The 17,427-nt window shown below is 63.2% G+C and carries 12 protein-coding genes; 6 read left to right on the top strand and 6 right to left on the bottom strand.

Translation table 11 applies throughout. The annotated features are described in order from the left end of the window. Positions 1 to 160: 160 nt before the first annotated feature. Positions 161 to 2,224: a PhoX family protein gene (locus L6D80_RS06830; protein ID WP_176513111.1), complete on the top strand. Its 2,064-nt coding sequence runs from the start codon at positions 161 to 163 to the stop codon at positions 2,222 to 2,224. A 135-nt stretch (positions 2,225 to 2,359) separates the two neighbouring features. Here L6D80_RS06830 and gspK read toward each other — a convergent pair whose 3' ends face one another. Further along, entirely contained in the window at positions 2,360 to 3,325 is a 966-nt protein-coding gene (gene gspK, locus L6D80_RS06825) for a type II secretion system minor pseudopilin GspK (protein ID WP_176513109.1), read from the bottom strand. 143 nt (positions 3,326 to 3,468) lie between these two features. Here gspK and tatA point away from each other — a divergent pair, with 143 nt between their 5' ends. The 3 genes from tatA to tatC are packed head-to-tail and all read left to right on the top strand — an operon-like array spanning position 3,469 to position 4,720. Continuing rightward, complete coding sequence (gene tatA, locus L6D80_RS06820; protein WP_054903267.1) at positions 3,469 to 3,693, top strand: twin-arginine translocase TatA/TatE family subunit; 225 nt, start codon at positions 3,469 to 3,471, stop codon at positions 3,691 to 3,693. After that, positions 3,693 to 3,965, top strand: coding sequence for a Sec-independent protein translocase protein TatB (tatB, locus tag L6D80_RS06815; RefSeq protein ID WP_176513107.1), 273 nt, complete (start codon positions 3,693 to 3,695; stop codon positions 3,963 to 3,965). The genes tatA and tatB overlap by 1 nt, the downstream gene beginning before the upstream one ends. Further along, a complete protein-coding gene (gene tatC / locus L6D80_RS06810; RefSeq protein ID WP_176513105.1) occupies positions 3,962 to 4,720 on the top strand; it encodes a twin-arginine translocase subunit TatC in 759 nt (252 codons plus the stop codon). Before tatB ends, tatC begins: the two co-directional genes overlap by 4 nt. A 49-nt stretch (positions 4,721 to 4,769) precedes the next feature. On the opposite strand, the gene L6D80_RS06805 is transcribed toward tatC, so the two are convergent. Both L6D80_RS06805 and purL read right to left on the bottom strand, forming a co-directional pair. Then, entirely contained in the window at positions 4,770 to 5,081 is a 312-nt protein-coding gene (locus L6D80_RS06805) for a YqfO family protein (protein WP_054903270.1), read from the bottom strand. Positions 5,082 to 5,083: 2 nt separating this feature from the next. After that, positions 5,084 to 8,983: a phosphoribosylformylglycinamidine synthase gene (purL, locus tag L6D80_RS06800; RefSeq protein WP_176513103.1), complete on the bottom strand. Its 3,900-nt coding sequence runs from the start codon at positions 8,981 to 8,983 to the stop codon at positions 5,084 to 5,086. Positions 8,984 to 9,224: 241 nt separating this feature from the next. On the opposite strand from purL, the gene mltF reads away from it, so the two are divergent. Beyond that, complete coding sequence (gene mltF / locus L6D80_RS06795) at positions 9,225 to 10,682, top strand: membrane-bound lytic murein transglycosylase MltF (protein ID WP_054903272.1); 1,458 nt, start codon at positions 9,225 to 9,227, stop codon at positions 10,680 to 10,682. Between the two features lie 88 nt (positions 10,683 to 10,770). Here mltF and tadA read toward each other — a convergent pair whose 3' ends face one another. Beyond that, on the bottom strand, positions 10,771 to 11,250 hold the full coding sequence (gene tadA, locus L6D80_RS06790) for a tRNA adenosine(34) deaminase TadA (protein ID WP_054903273.1): 480 nt from the start codon (positions 11,248 to 11,250) through the stop codon (positions 10,771 to 10,773). Beyond that, positions 11,250 to 12,632, bottom strand: coding sequence for a multicopper oxidase family protein (locus L6D80_RS06785; protein WP_176513101.1), 1,383 nt, complete (start codon positions 12,630 to 12,632; stop codon positions 11,250 to 11,252). Before L6D80_RS06785 ends, tadA begins: the two co-directional genes overlap by 1 nt. A gap of 241 nt (positions 12,633 to 12,873) precedes the next feature. Here L6D80_RS06785 and L6D80_RS06780 point away from each other — a divergent pair, with 241 nt between their 5' ends. Next, positions 12,874 to 15,759, top strand: coding sequence for a membrane-targeted effector domain-containing toxin (locus L6D80_RS06780; RefSeq protein WP_373876106.1), 2,886 nt, complete (start codon positions 12,874 to 12,876; stop codon positions 15,757 to 15,759). A 64-nt stretch (positions 15,760 to 15,823) separates the two neighbouring features. Here L6D80_RS06780 and guaA read toward each other — a convergent pair whose 3' ends face one another. Further along, positions 15,824 to 17,401: a glutamine-hydrolyzing GMP synthase gene (gene guaA / locus L6D80_RS06775; protein WP_054900970.1), complete on the bottom strand. Its 1,578-nt coding sequence runs from the start codon at positions 17,399 to 17,401 to the stop codon at positions 15,824 to 15,826. Positions 17,402 to 17,427: the final 26 nt, after the last annotated feature.

The following is a 17,427-nucleotide window of genomic DNA, read 5'->3' as shown; positions in this document are numbered from 1 at the left end:
TTAATGGCAAAAATCGGACAACAATTCCAAATTGATCTGTCGCTCACAGTCGTAAGAACTTACAGTTTTAAAGCCCCGTTAATATTTCTGCCAATGAATCATCATACTTGCGCTCTAAAGTCGCGGGTTCCTCTAACTCAGCCACTACAAGGACACCCTGATGAGTCGAGAAACCGGCGACAACCTGGACCGCAACCACAGCGGCAACCTGCCGATGGCCAGCGTCATGGACGCTTACCTGAGCCGCCGTAGCGTGATGCGTGGCAGCCTTGGCGCCGCTATCGCGATGATTGCCGGTACTGGCCTGACCGGCTGCTTCGACAGTGGCGGCGGGTCTCACCATGACAATCCGGTCACCGAGCCGCCAGTCACCGAACCGCAAGTGCCGAAACTGGCGCTGGGTTTCCAGTCCATCCCAGGCTCGCGCACCGATGCCTGCGTGGTCGCCGCCGGGTACAGTGCCTACGTGCTGGCACCCTGGGGTACACCCCTCAATAGCAACGCCAACCCGTGGAAGGCAGACGGCAGCAACACCTCGACCGACCAGGCCAATGCCATGGGTATGCACCATGACGGCATGCACTTCTTCCCGATCAATGGCAGCTCCGAAGACGGCCTTTTGGCCATCAACTTCGAATACATCGACACCGCCGCACTGCACCCCAAAGGCCCGACGACCGACGCCAACGGCAAGCGCCCAGCCGAGGAAGTCCGCAAGGAAATAAACGCCCACGGTGCCGGTGTGGTGCGCCTGCAGAAGGTCAACGGCCGTTGGCAGGTAGTCGACAACGACCCGCTCAACCGCCGCTTCACCACCGCCTCGCGCATGGAAATCACCGGGCCGCTGCGCGGCACCGACCACGTCAAGACCAAGTACTCGGCCGACGGTACCCATTGCCGTGGCACCAACAACAACTGCGGCAATGGCTATACCCCGTGGGGCACCTACCTGACCTGCGAAGAGAACTGGCCCGGCATCTTCGTCAACAAGGGCACGCGCCCTGAAGACCAGCGCCGCATCGGCGTCGGCACCTCCAGCGGCCAGTACAAATGGGAAAGTGCCGCCGCAGACAGCACCGAGGTCGATGGCGAATTCGCCCGTTTCGACGTCACGCCCAAGGGCGCCAGCGCCACCGACGACTACCGTAACGAAGCCAGCACCTACGGCTACATCGTCGAAATCGACCCCTACAACAGCAGTACGCTGGCCACCAAGCGCACCGCACTGGGCCGCTTCCGCCACGAAGGGTGCTGCCCGGGCCTGCCGGTGGCAGGCAAGCCACTGGTCTGGTACATGGGTGACGACTCCAACAACGAATACCTGTACAAGTTCGTTTCCACCGCCGTGTGGGACGCCGCCGACGCCAACCCGGCCGACCGCCTGGCCACCGGCGCCAAGTACCTGGACCAGGGCAAGCTCTATGTGGCCCGCTTCAACGCCGACGGCACCGGTGTGTGGCTGCTGCTCGACGTCGCCACAGCCACCAAGGCCGGCAGCACCTTGGGTGCACTGTACGGTGACCTGGCGGGCATCATCCTCAACACCCGGGGCGCGGGCGATGCCGTGGGGGCAACGCCGATGGACCGTCCGGAATGGACAGCGGTCAACCCGCTCAATGGCGATGCCTACCTGACCCTGACCAACAACAGCGCACGTACCCCGGACAAGGTCGACGCTGCCAACCCGCGCGGCCCTAACCGCCACGGCCACATCATTCGCTGGCACGACAGTGACGACCAGTTGAGTTTCACCTGGGACATCTTCGTGTTTGGCGCCAATGCTGCCGGTACCGCTGACATCAACCGCTCGGGCCTGACCGAACTCAACCAGTTCGCCAGTCCCGATGGCATGAGCTTCGATAGCCGCGGCGTGCTGTGGTTCGAGACCGACAACGGCGAAACCACCCTCACCGATTACACCAATGACCAGTTGCTGGCGGTGATTCCTACCGACCTGGTGGACGCTACAGGTAAACAGGTGCCGATCAATGCGCAGAACCAGGTGGACCTGCGCCGCTTCTTCGTTGGGCCGAACGGCTGCGAAGTGACCGGGATTACTTTCACGCCGGACAACAAGTCGATCTTCGTCAATATCCAGCACCCGGATAACTGGCCGTATACCGACAAGGCCACCGAGGTGACCCCGGCGGGGACTACGCTGCGCCCGCGGGCTTCGACGGTGGTGATCCAGCGTGATGATGGGGGCGAGATCGGCACAGTCTGATCCACTTCACCAGGGCCGCAGTGCGGCCCGTCCAGCCAGGTGGACTGCCCCCGGAAAGTTGGACACCAATCCAACCCAAGGGGGCCGTTCACGGATCGTAGAAGCGACACCGAGCTCTGTGGGGGCTGGGCACGCTCACCACATAACAGGCTCCCGACTTTTTACCCGCACTTGCTGCGCCGGCACCCGGGCATGCCATTGCACCACCCCCAGCGCCTCCACCAGGAACTGACTGCGCATTGTCCGCCCCGCTTCCTCGAACGACAGCTGCAACAGAAAATGCCCACTGTTGAGCAGCAAACCCTCGCTTAACCGTTCGAACGTCTCGTCATCCACGGCCCCTAGCGCCTGACGCAACGCTGCAGCATCAACATACCCCGACGCCGGTCGACCACTGACGATCCGGGTCAGCAGCGACCGCGGATAGCGCCCTTCATACAGTGCCTCGAGCAGCGGTAGATGCTCCAGGCCCAAGGCATTGGCGTTCAAGCGCCAACCACTGGTCTGCGGCAAGGCACATAGCATCGGGTAGCGGCCCTGGCGGGAGGCATCCGGCTCCAGCAGCAGGTTCAGCTCACTGGTGTCGAGCATCGGCTGGTTGGCCGCCAGGCGCGGTGGCTGCTGGCGTAGGTACTGGGCACTTTCGGCGCCCTGCAGGCGGGCGTCACTGTCACTGTCGAGCCAGTCGGCCAAGGCATCGATCAAACGCTCTGCCGCCATGTCATCACCCAGCAGGTGCCGCAGCTGGCGTTCGGCACGCTCGCCATCAGCCCCCAGCAGCGCATTGACGTTGAAGCACGTGTGCTGATCGTGCACCCGCAGTTGCGCCTGGCCGGCACCAAAATCGTAATTCAGCGGCTGGCCGCGCAGCGCCTGCCAGAACAGCGGGCTGAGCCGCCAGGCCGGGTCACGCAGGGCCTGTGAGGCATAGGCCAGTCCGGCCTGCTCCATGGCCCGGACCTGCACGCGTTGGCGTAGCAATTGCACCTCATCGACCTGGCGCCGGCCGTCTTCCACCAGCCAGGCCATCCCTGCGGCGAGCATTGCCAGCACCACCATCACCATCAGCAGTGCCGCACCCTGCTGTCGCTTGCCAGCCATTGACATTCCCTTTCATTCAATAAAGGCGTCAGTCAACACGCGGGTTGTTGCAGGTAGATGGCAACAGCGTTGCAGTCATGTGCGCGTCATCTGCCCACGGCAGGATTGGCCTTTCTTTTCATGGCCTTACAGGAGTGGTCGTAATGGGTGGCATTGGTATCTGGCAACTGGTGATCGTACTGCTGATCGTGTTTCTGCTGTTCGGTACCAAACGCCTGAAGGGCTTAGGCAGTGACGTGGGCGAAGCGATCCAGGGCTTTCGCAAGTCCATGGGTGGCGACACTGACGCCACCCGTGCGGACCAGGTGCAACAGCACCCTCCCCTGACCACCCAGGCGGCGCAGCAACCAACGGATCGGCAAGCCTGATGTTCGAGGTAGGCTTCAGCGAACTGCTGCTGGTGGGCGTCGTCGCCCTGCTGGTGCTTGGCCCGGAACGTCTGCCCGTGGCGGTGCGTACCTTGGGCCGTGGCCTGGGCCAGGCGCGCCGGGCAATGCAGGGGCTGCGCGCGCAGATGGAGCGCGAGATCGACATGCCGCCATTCGACAGCGCGCCGCTGCGGCGCCTTGAGCAGGACATCCGCCAAGGCATCAGCCTTACCCCCGAGCCGAGCAAGGTGCCCAGGGAGAACAACCCATGAGCCTTGCCCTGGATCCGACAGCACGCATGCCACTGACCGGTCACCTGGGTGATTTGCGCAAACGGCTGGTGCGCTGCCTGCTCTTGCTGACACTGGTGTTCGCCGGCCTGTTCCCGTTCGCGCAACAGCTTTATACGTTGATCTCCGAACCGCTGCGTCGCTTCCTCCCCGAAGGCGCCAGCATGATCGCCACCAGCGTCACTTCACCGTTTCTCACGCCGTTCAAGCTGACGGCCATGTGCGCGCTGTTCGTGGCCATGCCGCTGTTGCTGCACCAGGCCTGGGGGTTTCTCGCACCCGGGCTGTACCGCCGCGAACGGCGCATTGCCCTGCCATTGCTGGTGTCGAGCATCGTGCTGTTCTATGCCGGCATGGCGTTCGCGTTCTACCTGGTGTTCCCGATGATGTTCGGGTTCTTTGCCAGCGTGACGCCGGATGGCGTGGCAATGATGACCGATATCAGCCAATACCTGGATTTCATCATGGCGCTGTTCCTGGCCTTTGGCCTGGCGTTCGAGATCCCGGTGGCAACTTTCATCGTGGTGTGGGTGGGGCTGGCCGATGTGGCCACACTGCGGCGTAGCAGACCCTACGTGATCGTCGGGTGCTTTGTGGTGGGGATGATTCTGACACCGCCGGATGTGTTTTCGCAGACGATGCTGGCAGTGCCGATGTGGGTATTGTTCGAGGTGGGACTACTGGCGTGTACAGGGTTGCGGCGCGCCGGGCAGGCCACGGAGCGTGCGGCTGAGTGAGCCGGCCCTGTCGCCGACAAGCCCGCACCCACCACAGGGACGCCGCCCTCTAGAACTCGGCGAGCCGCCAGACTTCATAGGCTGGCGTCTCGTACGGGTGGCTGTGCTTGAGCGCGGCGACGACCTGTACCACCCGATCGTCAGCCACCACCAGCTCCACCTTCCACTCCTCGACCACTTCGACCTGACCCGTTTGCCCGAGGTACGGCTGGCTGCCGTGCAACGGGCGGAACTGGCCCTGGCCCAAGGTTTGCCAGGCGCAGTGGTCATAGTCGCCGATGCGCCCGCCACCGGCGGCGAACACAGCGGCCTTGACCACGTCGACATGGCTGGCGGGGACGAAGAAGGCGAGCTTGTACACCCTTAGTTCACCCACACCCGCGCATTGCGGAACATACGCATCAGCGCGGCGTCTTCCTGCCACTCATCCGGGCGCCAGGAGTTCTGCACGGCGCGGAACACACGCTCCGGGTGCGGCATCATGATGGTCACGCGGCCGTCGCGGCTGGTCAGGCCGGTGATACCACGCGGCGAGCCGTTCGGGTTGGCCGGGTAGGCTTCGGTGACCTTGCCATGGTTGTCGACGTAGCGCAGCGCCACGCAACCGGACAGGTCGGCTTCCAGCAGTGCCTCTTCGCTGGCGAACTCGGCGTGGCCTTCCCCGTGGGCGATGGCGATCGGCATGCGCGAACCGGCCATGCCCTGCAGGAAGATCGAGTTGGACTTCTGCACCTCGACCATGGCCACGCGCGCCTCGAACTGCTCCGAGCGGTTGCGCACGAAGTGCGGCCAGTACTCGGTGCCCGGAATCAGCTCGTGCAGGTTGGACATCATCTGGCAACCGTTGCACACGCCCAGGGCGAAGCTGTCGGTGCGCTCGAAGAAGGCCTGGAAGGCATCACGGGCACGGCTGTTGAACAGCGCCGACTTGGCCCAGCCTTCACCGGCGCCCAGCACGTCACCGTAGGAGAAGCCACCGCAGGCCACCAGGCCTTTGAACGCGTCGAAGTCGACACGGCCAGCGAGGATATCGCTCATGTGCACGTCGATGGCAGCAAAGCCTGCACGGTCGAAGGCGGCTGCCATCTCGACCTGCCCGTTGACGCCCTGCTCGCGCAGGATCGCCACTTGCGGGCGCACGCCTTTCTTGATGTACGGCGCAGCGATGTCGTCGTTGACGTCGAACCCGACCTTCACCGACAGGCCAGGGTTGTCCTCTTCCAGCAGCAGGTCGAACTCCTGATCGGCGCAGTCAGCGTTGTCGCGCAGGCGCTGGATCTGGTAGCTGGTCTCGGCCCACTGGCGCTGCAACATGCGGCGGTCGTCGTCGAACAGCACTTCGCCGTTCAGGCTGATGGACACTTCAGCGTTGTTCACCGGCTTGCCGATCACGGCAACGCACTGTTCGCCCAGGCCGGCAGCGCTGAACTGCGCAAGCACGTCCGGGGTGGCATCCTGGCGAACCTGGATGACCGCACCCAGCTCTTCGTTGAAGAGGATGGCCGGCACGTCCTTGCGGCTGTCGGTCAGTGGGTCGAGCTGCAGGTCGAGGCCGCAGTGGCCGGCAAAGGCCATTTCCAGCACGGTGGTCAGCAGGCCACCGTCGGAACGGTCGTGGTAGGCCAGCAGGTGGCCGTCGGCGTTCAGGCCCTGGATCACGGCGAAGAACGCCTTGAGGTCTTCGGCGTCGTCGACGTCCGGCGCCTGGGCGCCGATCTTGCCGTAGGTCTGCGCCAGGATCGAGGCACCCATACGGTTCTTGCCACGGCCCAGGTCGATCAGGATCAGGTCGGTTTCACCCTTGTCCATGCGCAGTTGCGGGGTCAGGGTGCCGCGGATGTCAGTGACCGGGGCAAAGCCGCTGACGATCAGCGACATGGGCGCGGTGACGCTCTTCTCGACGCCCTCATCGCTCCACTTGGTCTTCATCGACATGGAGTCCTTGCCGACCGGAATGGTCAGGCCCAGCTCTGGGCACAGCTCCATGCCGACAGCCTTGACGGTGTCGTACAGGCGGGCGTCTTCACCCGGGTGACCGGCGGCGGACATCCAGTTGGCCGACAGTTTGATGTCGGACAGTTTTTCGATGCGGGCGCCGGCCAGGTTGGTCAGCACCTCGCCGATGGCCATGCGGCCGGACGCCGGGGCATCCAGCAGGGCCAGCGGAGTGCGCTCACCCATGGCCATGGCTTCACCGGTGTAGACGTCGAAACTGGTAGCAGTGACGGCGCAGTCGGCCACCGGGACCTGCCACGGGCCGACCATCTGGTCGCGGGCAACCAGGCCGGTGATGGTGCGGTCGCCGATGGTGATCAGGAAGCTCTTGCTGGCCACCGCGGGGTGGTGCAGGACGCGCTCGACGGCCTGGTCCAGGTCCAGTTCGCTCGGGTCGAAGTCATCGCCCAGCTCGGCCTCGCGGGTAACCGAACGGTGCATGCGCGGCGGCTTGCCCAGCAGCACGTCGAGCGGCATGTCCACCGGGGTGTTGCCGAAGTGGCTGTCGGTCACGGTCAGGTGCGGCTCGGCGGTGGCTTCGCCGACCACGGCGAACGGGCAGCGCTCGCGCTCGCAGATGGCCTGGAAGCGCTCGAAGTCCTCAGCGCTGACTGCCAGCACGTACCGCTCCTGCGACTCGTTGCTCCAGATTTCGTGCGGCGCCATGCCCGGCTCGTCGTTGGGCACGTTGCGCAGTTCGAAGCGGCCACCGCGGCCACCGTCGTTGACCAGTTCAGGGAACGCGTTGGAAATACCACCAGCGCCCACGTCGTGGATGAAGGCGATCGGGTTCTTGTCGCCCAGTTGCCAGCAACGGTCGATGACCTCCTGGCAACGACGCTCCATTTCCGGGTTTTCACGCTGTACCGACGCGAAGTCGAGGTCGGCGGAGCTGGCACCGGTGGCCACCGAAGAGGCGGCACCGCCGCCCAGGCCGATCAGCATGGCAGGGCCGCCGAGCACGATCAGCTTGGCGCCGACAGTGATCTCGCCTTTTTGAACGTGGTCTTCACGGATGTTGCCCATGCCGCCGGCGAGCATGATCGGCTTGTGGTAGCCGCGCACTTCTTCACCACGCGGGGTGTTGATGGCCTGCTCGAAGGTACGGAAGTAGCCGGTCAGGGCCGGGCGGCCGAATTCGTTGTTGAATGCGGCGCCGCCCAGCGGGCCTTCGACCATGATGTCCAGCGCATCGACGATGCGGCCTGGCTTGCCATAGGCCTGCTCCCAGGGTTGCTCGAAGCCTGGAATGCGCAGGTTGGACACGGTGAAGCCGGTCAGGCCAGCCTTGGGCTTGGCGCCCCGACCGGTAGCACCTTCGTCGCGAATTTCGCCGCCGGAGCCGGTTGAGGCGCCGGAGAACGGAGCGATGGCGGTCGGGTGGTTGTGCGTCTCGACCTTCATCAGGATGTGCACCGGCTCCTGCACCGCGCCGTACTGGCGGGTTTCAGGGTTCGGGTAGAAGCGGCCGGCGACGTTGCCGACGATGACCGAGGCGTTGTCCTTGTAGGCCGACAGCACGCCTTCGCTGTGCATCTGGTAGGTGTTCTTGATCATGCCGAACAGGCTCTTTTCCTGCGCCTGGCCGTCAATGTCCCAACTGGCGTTGAAGATCTTGTGGCGGCAGTGCTCGGAGTTGGCCTGGGCGAACATCATCAGTTCGATGTCGTTGGGGTTGCGCGCAAGGCCCTGGAAGGCATTAACCAGGTAGTCGACCTCGTCTTCGGCCAGGGCCAGGCCCAGGTCGATGTTGGCCTTGGCCAAGGCCTCACGGCCACCTTCGAGGATGTTGACCGACGTCATCGGCTTGGGCTGGGCATGGCTGAACAGGTCGGATGCCTGCTCCGGCTTGGCCAGTACGCGCTGGGTCATGCGGTCGTGCAGTTGGGCAGCGACACGTTCGGCGTCGGCCTCGCTCAGGTCACCGGCGATATAGTAGGCGATGCCGCGCTCCAGGCGCTGGATCGACTGCAGGCCGCAGTTGTGGGCGATGTCGCTGGCCTTGCTGGCCCAGGGCGAGATGGTGCCCAGGCGCGGCACGACCAGGAACAGGCGGCCAGTGGGCTCCTGTACCGGCACGCTCGGGCCGTATTTGAGCAGACGGCCCAGCACCTGCTGCTGGTCGGCGGTCAGCTCGCCGTCAACGTCGGCGAAGTGGGCGAATTCGGCATACAAACCAGTAACAGCGGGGACTTTCTGGCTCAGTTGCTCGAGTAATTTACCGTGGCGAAAGGCAGAAAGGGCAGGAGCGCCGCGCAGGATCAACATCGTCGGGACAGCCTCAGGAAGGGGTGTGCTTAGAGGCCGTGCATTCTAGCCTAATTCCACGGCTTTCGGCACCCGCTCTAAGCCAAGCCTGCCGGGCGGTGGAACCGGACTTTCGGGTCAAAAAATTTGCCCTGCCTGGCCTGCACCTTCGCCAAGGCCGGGGCAACACAGAACGCGCTACCAGACAAGCTATCTGTTGTCGAGATATGGCTGTGCCGGTCCTTTGCGTATACTGCAACCTATGTTCGCCCACACTGCTTTGCGCCAGCGTTGCGCCAGATGGCTCTTCGCAACCGGACTCTTTCTGATGCTCGGTGCCTGTGTTGAAAAACCCAGCACCCTCGAGCGCGTGAAGGAGGATGGCGTGCTGCGCGTGATCACCCGCAACAGCCCGGCCACCTACTTCCAGGACCGCAATGGCGAAACAGGCTTCGAGTATGAACTGGTCAAGCGTTTCGCCGACGATCTCGGCGTAAAGCTGCAGATCGAGACCGCCGACAACCTCGATGAGCTGTTTGACCAGCTGGGCAAGCCTTCCGGCCCGGTGCTGGCTGCCGCCGGCCTGGTCAGCAGCGAGCGGCGCAAGGCCCAGGCGAAGTTCTCGCACCCGTACCTTGAAGTGACCCCGCAGGTCATCTACCGTAACGGTCGCCCCCGGCCCACCGACCCCAAGGGCCTGGTCGGCAAGAAGATCCTGGTGCTCAAAGGCAGCAGTCACGCCGACCAGTTGGCCGAGCTGAAGAAGCAGTACCCCGGCCTGGAATATGAAGAATCCGACGCCGTGGAGGTGGTCGACCTGCTGCGCATGGTCGATGAAGGCCAGATCGACCTGACCCTGGTCGACTCAAACGAGCTGGCCATGAACCAGGTGTACTTCCCCAACGTGCGGGTCGCCTTCGACCTGGGCGACACGCGCGATCAACGCTGGGCCGTGGCGGCAGGCGAAGACAACAGCCTGCTCAACGAGGTCAACGAATACCTCGACAAGGCGCAGAAGAACGGCACGCTGCAACGCCTTAAGGACCGCTACTACGGCCATGTCGACGTGCTGGGCTATGTCGGTGCTTATACCTTCGCCCAGCACCTGCAGCAACGCCTGCCCAAATACGAGAAGCACTTCAAGAGCTACGCCAAGGTCGAGCAGGTGGACTGGCGGCTACTGGCAGCGATTGGCTACCAGGAATCGATGTGGCAGCCGGAAGTCACCTCCAAGACGGGCGTACGCGGCCTGATGATGCTGACCCAGCGCACCGCTCAGGCCATGGGCGTGTCCAACCGCCTCGACCCCCGGCAAAGCATCCAGGGCGGCGCCAAGTACTTCATGAAGATCAAGGAAGAGCTCGACGACAGCATCCAGGAGCCGGACCGGACCTGGTTTGCGCTGGCCGCCTACAACGTCGGCACCGGCCACCTGGAAGACGCCCGTACCCTGGCCAAGCGCGAAAAGCTCAACCCGAACAAGTGGCTGGATGTGAAGAAGATGCTGCCACGCCTGTCGCAGAAACAGTGGTACCGGCAGACCAAGTACGGTTACGCCCGCGGCGGCGAGCCGGTGCACTTCGTGGCCAACATCCGGCGTTACTATGACATCCTCACCTGGGTGACCCAGCCCCAGCTCGAAGGCCAGGTGGCCGAGGGCAACCTGCATGTGCCCGGGGTCAACAAGGACAAGCCGGCGGAACAGTCGCCGCCGATGTAACCTTCGAGCGAAGCCGTCCGCGGACTGTTCAGGCATCGCCCCCGCAGGGTCACCGTACGTTCTGACGGTGACGCCGAAGCTGAACAGACTAACCCTTCGCCCGCCGCGCCCTGAAGAAGTCACTGAGGATCTGCCCGCACTCCTGCGCCAGCACCCCGCCCTCCACCATCACCCGATGGTTGAGAAAGCCCTGGCCGAAGAACTGCCCCTGGCTTTGCACGACCCCCGCCTTGGGCTCCAGCGCGCCATACACCACCCGCGACACCCGCGAATGAACGATCAACCCTGCGCACATGCTGCACGGCTCCAGTGTCACGTACAACGTGCTGCCCGGTAGCCGGTAATTGCTGGCCGATTTCGCCGCTGCGCGGATGGCGACCATTTCGGCGTGGGCGCTGGGGTCACTGTCGATGATCGGCCGGTTGAAGCCTTGCCCAATCACCTGGCCATGCTGCACCAGCACCGCCCCCACCGGCACCTCACCCATGGCCGCACCTTCGGCGGCCAGGGCCAGAGCCAGGTGCATGAATTCCTGATCGCGGCTGCGATCGATGATCTGCGGGCGCATCACACCACCGTGATCGCGGCCATCAGGCCGGTTTCCATATGGTCGATGACATGGCAGTGGAACATCCAGGTACCGGAGTTATCCGCCACCAACGCCACTTGGGCACGCTCGTTCTTGCCCAACAGGTAGGTGTCGGTGAACCACGGTTCGACGATATTGCGTCGATTGGAGGCGATCACCTTGAAACTCATGCCGTGCAAGTGGATCGGGTGCTGGTACTGGGTCATGTTCTTCAGCTCGAAGATGTAGCTCTTGCCCTTCTGCAGCGTAGCGATCGGTCGGTCGGCACAGGTCTTGTCGGTGATGTCCCAGGCCTGACCGTTGATCTGCCACAGGCTCGGCGGCTTGCCGTTCTCGGTATTGACCGAAACCTTGCCCACCCACTCGAAATTGAAGTTCAGCTTTTCGGCATTATCCAGGTCCGGCTCTGCGACCGGGTTGCGCGGCAAGGCCGGCGGCCAGTCGCTGGGCGCCTCGTTGCTGGCCACCGAGCGCAGGGTGCCCAGGCGCACGAACCCATCACGCAAGGAAATTTCCTCGCCCGCCTCGGGGATACGGATCGCCAGGCAGATGCGCATGCCAGGGCCCAGCCAGTATTCGTCATCCATCGGCCGTGGCGTGATCGGGTTGCCGTCGAGGGCGTAGATTTTCGCCTCGAAGTTGCCCTTGAGGTTCAGCCGATAGGTCCAGGTGTTGTCCAGGTTGAGCAGCCGCAAGCGCACCACCTGCCCGGCCGGTAGTTCGGTCACCGAGTCGGCCTGGCCGTTGATGGTGATCAGCCGCCCTGCGGTACCGTTACGCGCGGCCTCACGGGGAATGCTGAACGGCAGCCAGGCACCCTGCTCGTCCACGTGCCAGTTCTTCAGGCTCAGGGTGCGTTCATGGAGGAAGCCGGTAGGCTCACGTTCCTCGACGATCAACGGGCCGACCAGGCCGCGGCCCAGTTCCTCGGAACTGCTGACGTGCGGGTGGTACCAGTAGCTGCCGGCATCCGGCACGCGGAACTTGTAGTCGAAGTATTCGCCGGGCTTGACCGGTAACTGCGACACGTACGGCACCCCGTCCATTTCCAGCGGGAGGCGGATGCCGTGCCAGTGGATGGTGGTTTCCACCGGCAGATGGTTGATGAACCGCACCCGCAGCCAGGTGCCCTGGCGCACCCGCAGTTCAGTGCCGGGCGCCGAGGGGCCGAACGCCCAGGCTTCGGTCTTGAAACCGGGCACCAGTTCGACATCCAGGGGGGCGGCGATCAGCTCGTAATCATGCCCGGCATTGTCGTCCTCGACCTTGCCCAGCCAGTACCGCGCCGCGCCTCCTGCGCCCAGGCCTACTACAACCAGGCCAGTCAGGCCTTTGAGCATTTGTCGACGGGTGAAGGACATCGGTGCGGGTACCTCGTTTCGGCGCAATCAAGCTGCCAGCACAGCTGGCGATGAAGGGCGAATACGATACACCTGCAATTGAGAAAGATTAAGTGAAGTGTTGTAGCAGTACCTTCACCTAAAGAGATATCTACCGCGACCCACGCACTGTCCCGATGCAGGCTCTGGCGTTCACCCTCATCGAGTAAACGCCATGGATCTCTCTTCCCGACAGCAGCAAACCCTCCAGCAGCTCCGGAAAATGGCCGTGCCCCTGGTCGTCGCCTGCCCGGATATGCGCCAGATGGCACGCGATACCGCCCTTTCCATCCTGTTCAAGCACCACCAGGCGCAGTTGGAGCCTGACCAGGTTCATCTCAACCGCTTTCACACCGCCGTGAGTAACCCACGGTCATTCAGTGGCTGGGAACACCGCGAGTCACCGTTCCAATCACTGACCCTGCCGCAACTGGTGATGCACCGTTTCGACGTCCACGACCAGGACAATGCCGACCTGCTCAGCTATCTGACCGGTTTCTACAAGGACGGTGCGGACAAAGAAGTATTCGACGAGCACAACGAAATTGCCATCGCCCCTCGCGACGTGCTTCAGGACTTCTGGGAAATCGATTTCAGCAGCGCGTTCCATAAGCGCCTGGATGATTTCTGGACCCAGCACGCCGACGACTATCGCACCCTGGCCAAGGTCAACTTCCTCGCCAAGGTGCTGGAGTTATGCGTGGAGGATGGACAAAGCGAACTGGCCAGGCGCGCCCGCAGGGTAGCCACCGCCCTGACCGGCGCCAGCACCTGGCCGCCGACCCTTGAGCAACTGCAGCAGCACGTCCCGCCCGCCGCTGGCTACCGCGTTTGCACCTTCGATATCGGCGGCCATGTGGCCACCGACATCCTCCGGGTCGAGATGGACGATGGTTACCAACTGCTCTACACCCCAGGCGAGTTCGAAGCCCTGCACATATTTCGCAACCGCAGCGAGCTGTATTGGTGGGTGCTGATGAACACCAACCAGGCCGATAACAGGGCGCGCTTCATGGGGCATTTCTCGCTCGACACGCTCGACCAAAAGGACAGCAGCGTGGGCCTCAACCACCTGATCGATCTTCTGTTCTTCAACTGGGGAGGCGACGACCACCCCTGCCTCAACCAGTTCGACCGGACAGTGCCCGGTGATGCATTCAGCCATTTGCGAGACTGTGCACGTAAACGCATGATCGACGATGCACAGTTCGCCCTGCGCTCCAATGCCGATTTGCGCAAACAACTGTGGATCGGTTACTTCAAGGCCTTCGGCGAGATAGTGGGCCCCATGGCTGCTGTGTCCTGGCCCGTGGCCCTGGCGGTGGTGGGCGCCGGCCTGGCAGAGACCGGCCTGAGCATCGACCAGGCGGTCAATGGCCATACCACCGCTGAACGCCAGCAGGGGGTAACCGGTGCGGTGCTGGCTGCCATCAATACGCTGTTCAGCGCGACCCTGCTCGCTGGTGCACCGGACGCCCGCCTGGGCGAGATTGGCGAGCCCGAGCCGCCGCTGCCGGGCGAGCCCGATGAAACGTGGCACGCCGCCGAGGACAGCGAGCCTGCGACGCCGGCCGAGATCGAAACCTGGGTCCCTGAACCGCACAGACCTGTCAGGCAAAGCGCCCTGCTAGCCCCCTTCGAAACCAACGAGGTACTGACAGGCTCCCCTGGCAGCGGCCCTCTGGAAGGCATTTATACCCAGGGCGGCAACTTCTACGCCTTGATCGACGAGCAACCCTATCAGGTACGCTTTGTCGGGCAAATGAACAGCTGGGTGGTGGTCGACCCGCAGAACCCGTTTTCTTTCTACCGCAACGTCCCTGTCTCCCTGGATGCCAATGGACAATGGCAGCCCTTCGAGCGCCTCGGGTTACGCGGCGGTATGTTGCCGCGCAAGCTGCTGTCCCTTTGGGGCGGAGCACGGAGCGCTGCAGTGACCGAACTGCCCGCCAGCCCTTATGAAATCCCCCAAGCCCTGCGCAGCGGCTTGAAAAGCGCCGCTGAAGGGGGCAATGACAAAACGTTGAGTGGCATCTTTGTCGACCTGAACCCTGAAGCCAATGAGCAATACATCGAATTCAGGAGACGCCGCGACAGTTTGGCCAGCGACGCCCGGCAGTTCTTCGAAAGCGTACAGCTGCCTGCGCGCCCCAAGCCTCCCGAGCTGCCTCGAGAGGCGAGCCCAAAGCAGATCATCCGCAGCCTGTATGAGCGCAGCCACGGCGTTGTCATTGGTGAGGGGCACTCGCAACTGGGCAGCAAACGCTTTCTGATCGACAACATGGCGCTGCTGAAAAAGCAGAAAGTCAGCGTGTTGTACATGGAGCATTTTCTGACGGACTTCCACCAAGCGGACCTGGACTTGTTCAATCGCACCGGGCAAATGCCAGCAAGCCTGGAGGCCTACGCGGACACCTTGGACATGGGGCACTTCACCGATCGCGCAGGCCGCTACACGTTCAAGCACGTACTGATCGCAGCCCAAAAACAGCGGATCCGCGTCCAGTCCATCGATTGCATGGCCAGCTACCGCCAGGCCTGGGACAGCGCACCATTGCCGCAGACCCGGCAAACGATGATGAACTACTTCGCGCACCTGACCATCGATGCCGACCAGGTCGTACGCGGCCCGGGCAAGTGGGTAGCCCTGGTGGGCAGTACGCACTCGAACACCTTCGAAGGCGTACCCGGCCTGAGTGAACTACAAGGCGCGATCGGGCTGCGCTTTGAAGACATTCAGATCGGTGAAGTGGGCGGCATTGAAGTCGATCCGGGACGCGTGGTTGTCAGCGCCGACCTTGACATCCATCGCCTTCAGGGTGATCTGCGGGTACAGGTAGCGGTGGCCCAGACCACACGGGGCAGCAGGAACCTGGAAATGAGCCTGGCCAGCAGAGGCATGTTCACCTTCAACGACCTCGATGGCCAAATCAAACTGGTCCATCGAAGCAGCGACGGGCAACTGAAATATACCCTGGTGCGCCAGGACGGGCGTTACGTCTACATCGAAAAGCCAGACTGGCCATGGATCAGCGGACGCCACCTCAATGGCCTGGCGCAGTTGCGCACCGCCCTCACCCGCCAAGGCATGCACTACGTTCACACGTGAACAGCGCGCATGCCCTGCAAGCCAGATACGACAAGGGCGCCTTGCGGCGCCCTTGTGGCTTAACTCATTCCCACTCGATAGTGGCCGGCGGCTTGCTGGACACGTCGTAGGTCACGCGCGAGATACCGTCGATCTCGTTGATGATGCGGCCGCTGACGGTCTCCAGCAGATCGTACGGCAGGTGCGCCCAGCGCGCGGTCATGAAGTCCACGGTCTCGACGGCACGCAGGGCGACAACCCAAGCGTAGCGACGGCCGTCGCCAACAACGCCCACCGACTTGACCGGCTGGAACACCACGAAGGCCTGGCTGGTCTTGTGGTACCAGTCGGCCTTGCGCAGCTCTTCGATGAAGATATGGTCGGCGCGACGCAGGATGTCGGCGTACTCTTTCTTCACTTCACCCAAGATACGCACGCCCAGGCCCGGGCCCGGGAACGGGTGGCGGTAGACCATGTCGTACGGCAGGCCCAGCTCCAGGCCGATCTTGCGCACTTCGTCCTTGAACAGTTCGCGCAGCGGCTCGACCAGCTTGAGGTTCATTTCCTCTGGCAGGCCACCGACGTTGTGGTGCGACTTGATCACGTGGGCCTTGCCGCTCTTGGCGCCCGCCGACTCGATCACGTCCGGGTAGATAGTGCCCTGGGCAAGGAACTGGATATTCTCCAGCTTGCTGGCTTCGGCGTCGAACACGTCGATGAAGGTACGGCCGATGATCTTGCGCTTCTTCTCCGGGTCGGCTTCGCCTTCCAGGTTGTCGAGGAACTGCTTCTCGGCATCGGCACGGATCACCTTGACGCCCATGTTTTCCTTGAACATGGCCATCACCTGGTCGCCCTCGTGCAGGCGCAGCAGGCCGTTGTCGACGAATACGCAGGTCAGCTGATCGCCGATGGCGCGGTGCAGCAGCGCGGCAACAACGGAGCTGTCAACGCCACCGGACAGGCCCAGCAGGACGTTGGCCGAACCGACTTGCTCACGCACCTGGGCGATGGCGTCTTCGACGATGTTGGACGGTGTCCACAGGGCTTCACAGCCGCAGATGTCCTGGACGAAGCGCGAGAGGATGCGACCGCCCTGCTTGGTGTGGGTCACTTCCGGATGGAACTGCACGCCGTAGTAGCCACGGGAATCGTCGAACATGCCAGCGATCGGGCAGCTCGGGGTGCTGGCCAGGATGTTGAAGTTGCCCGGCATCTGGGTGACCTTGTCGCCGTGGCTCATCCACACGTCCAGGCCCAGCACACCGTCGTCATCGACGTGGTCTTCGATGCCGTCCAGCAGGCGGCTCTTGCCGACCACGTCAACACGGGCATAGCCGAATTCGCGCAGGTCGGAACCTTCGACCTTGCCGCCCAACTGCTCGGCCATGGTCTGCATGCCGTAGCAGATGCCCAGCAGCGGTACGTTCAGGTCGAACACGGCCTGCGGTGCACGCGGGCTGTTGGCTTCGTGGACCGACTCAGGGCCGCCAGCAAGGATGATGCCGCGCGGGTTGAATTCGCGGATCGCTTCATCATCCATGTCGAACGGATGCAGTTCGCAGTAGACACCGATCTCGCGCACGCGGCGGGCGATCAGCTGGGTGTACTGGGAACCGAAATCGAGGATCAGGATGCGGTGAGCGTGAATGTCGAGGGCCATGACTCAATCTCGTCAGTGGAAATCGG

Source organism: Pseudomonas ceruminis (genome assembly GCF_021602025.1).
GTDB lineage: Bacteria > Pseudomonadota > Gammaproteobacteria > Pseudomonadales > Pseudomonadaceae > Aquipseudomonas > Aquipseudomonas ceruminis.
The sequence above is the reverse complement of the archived record's forward strand: the minus strand, read 5'-3'. Positions and strand labels throughout refer to the sequence as shown.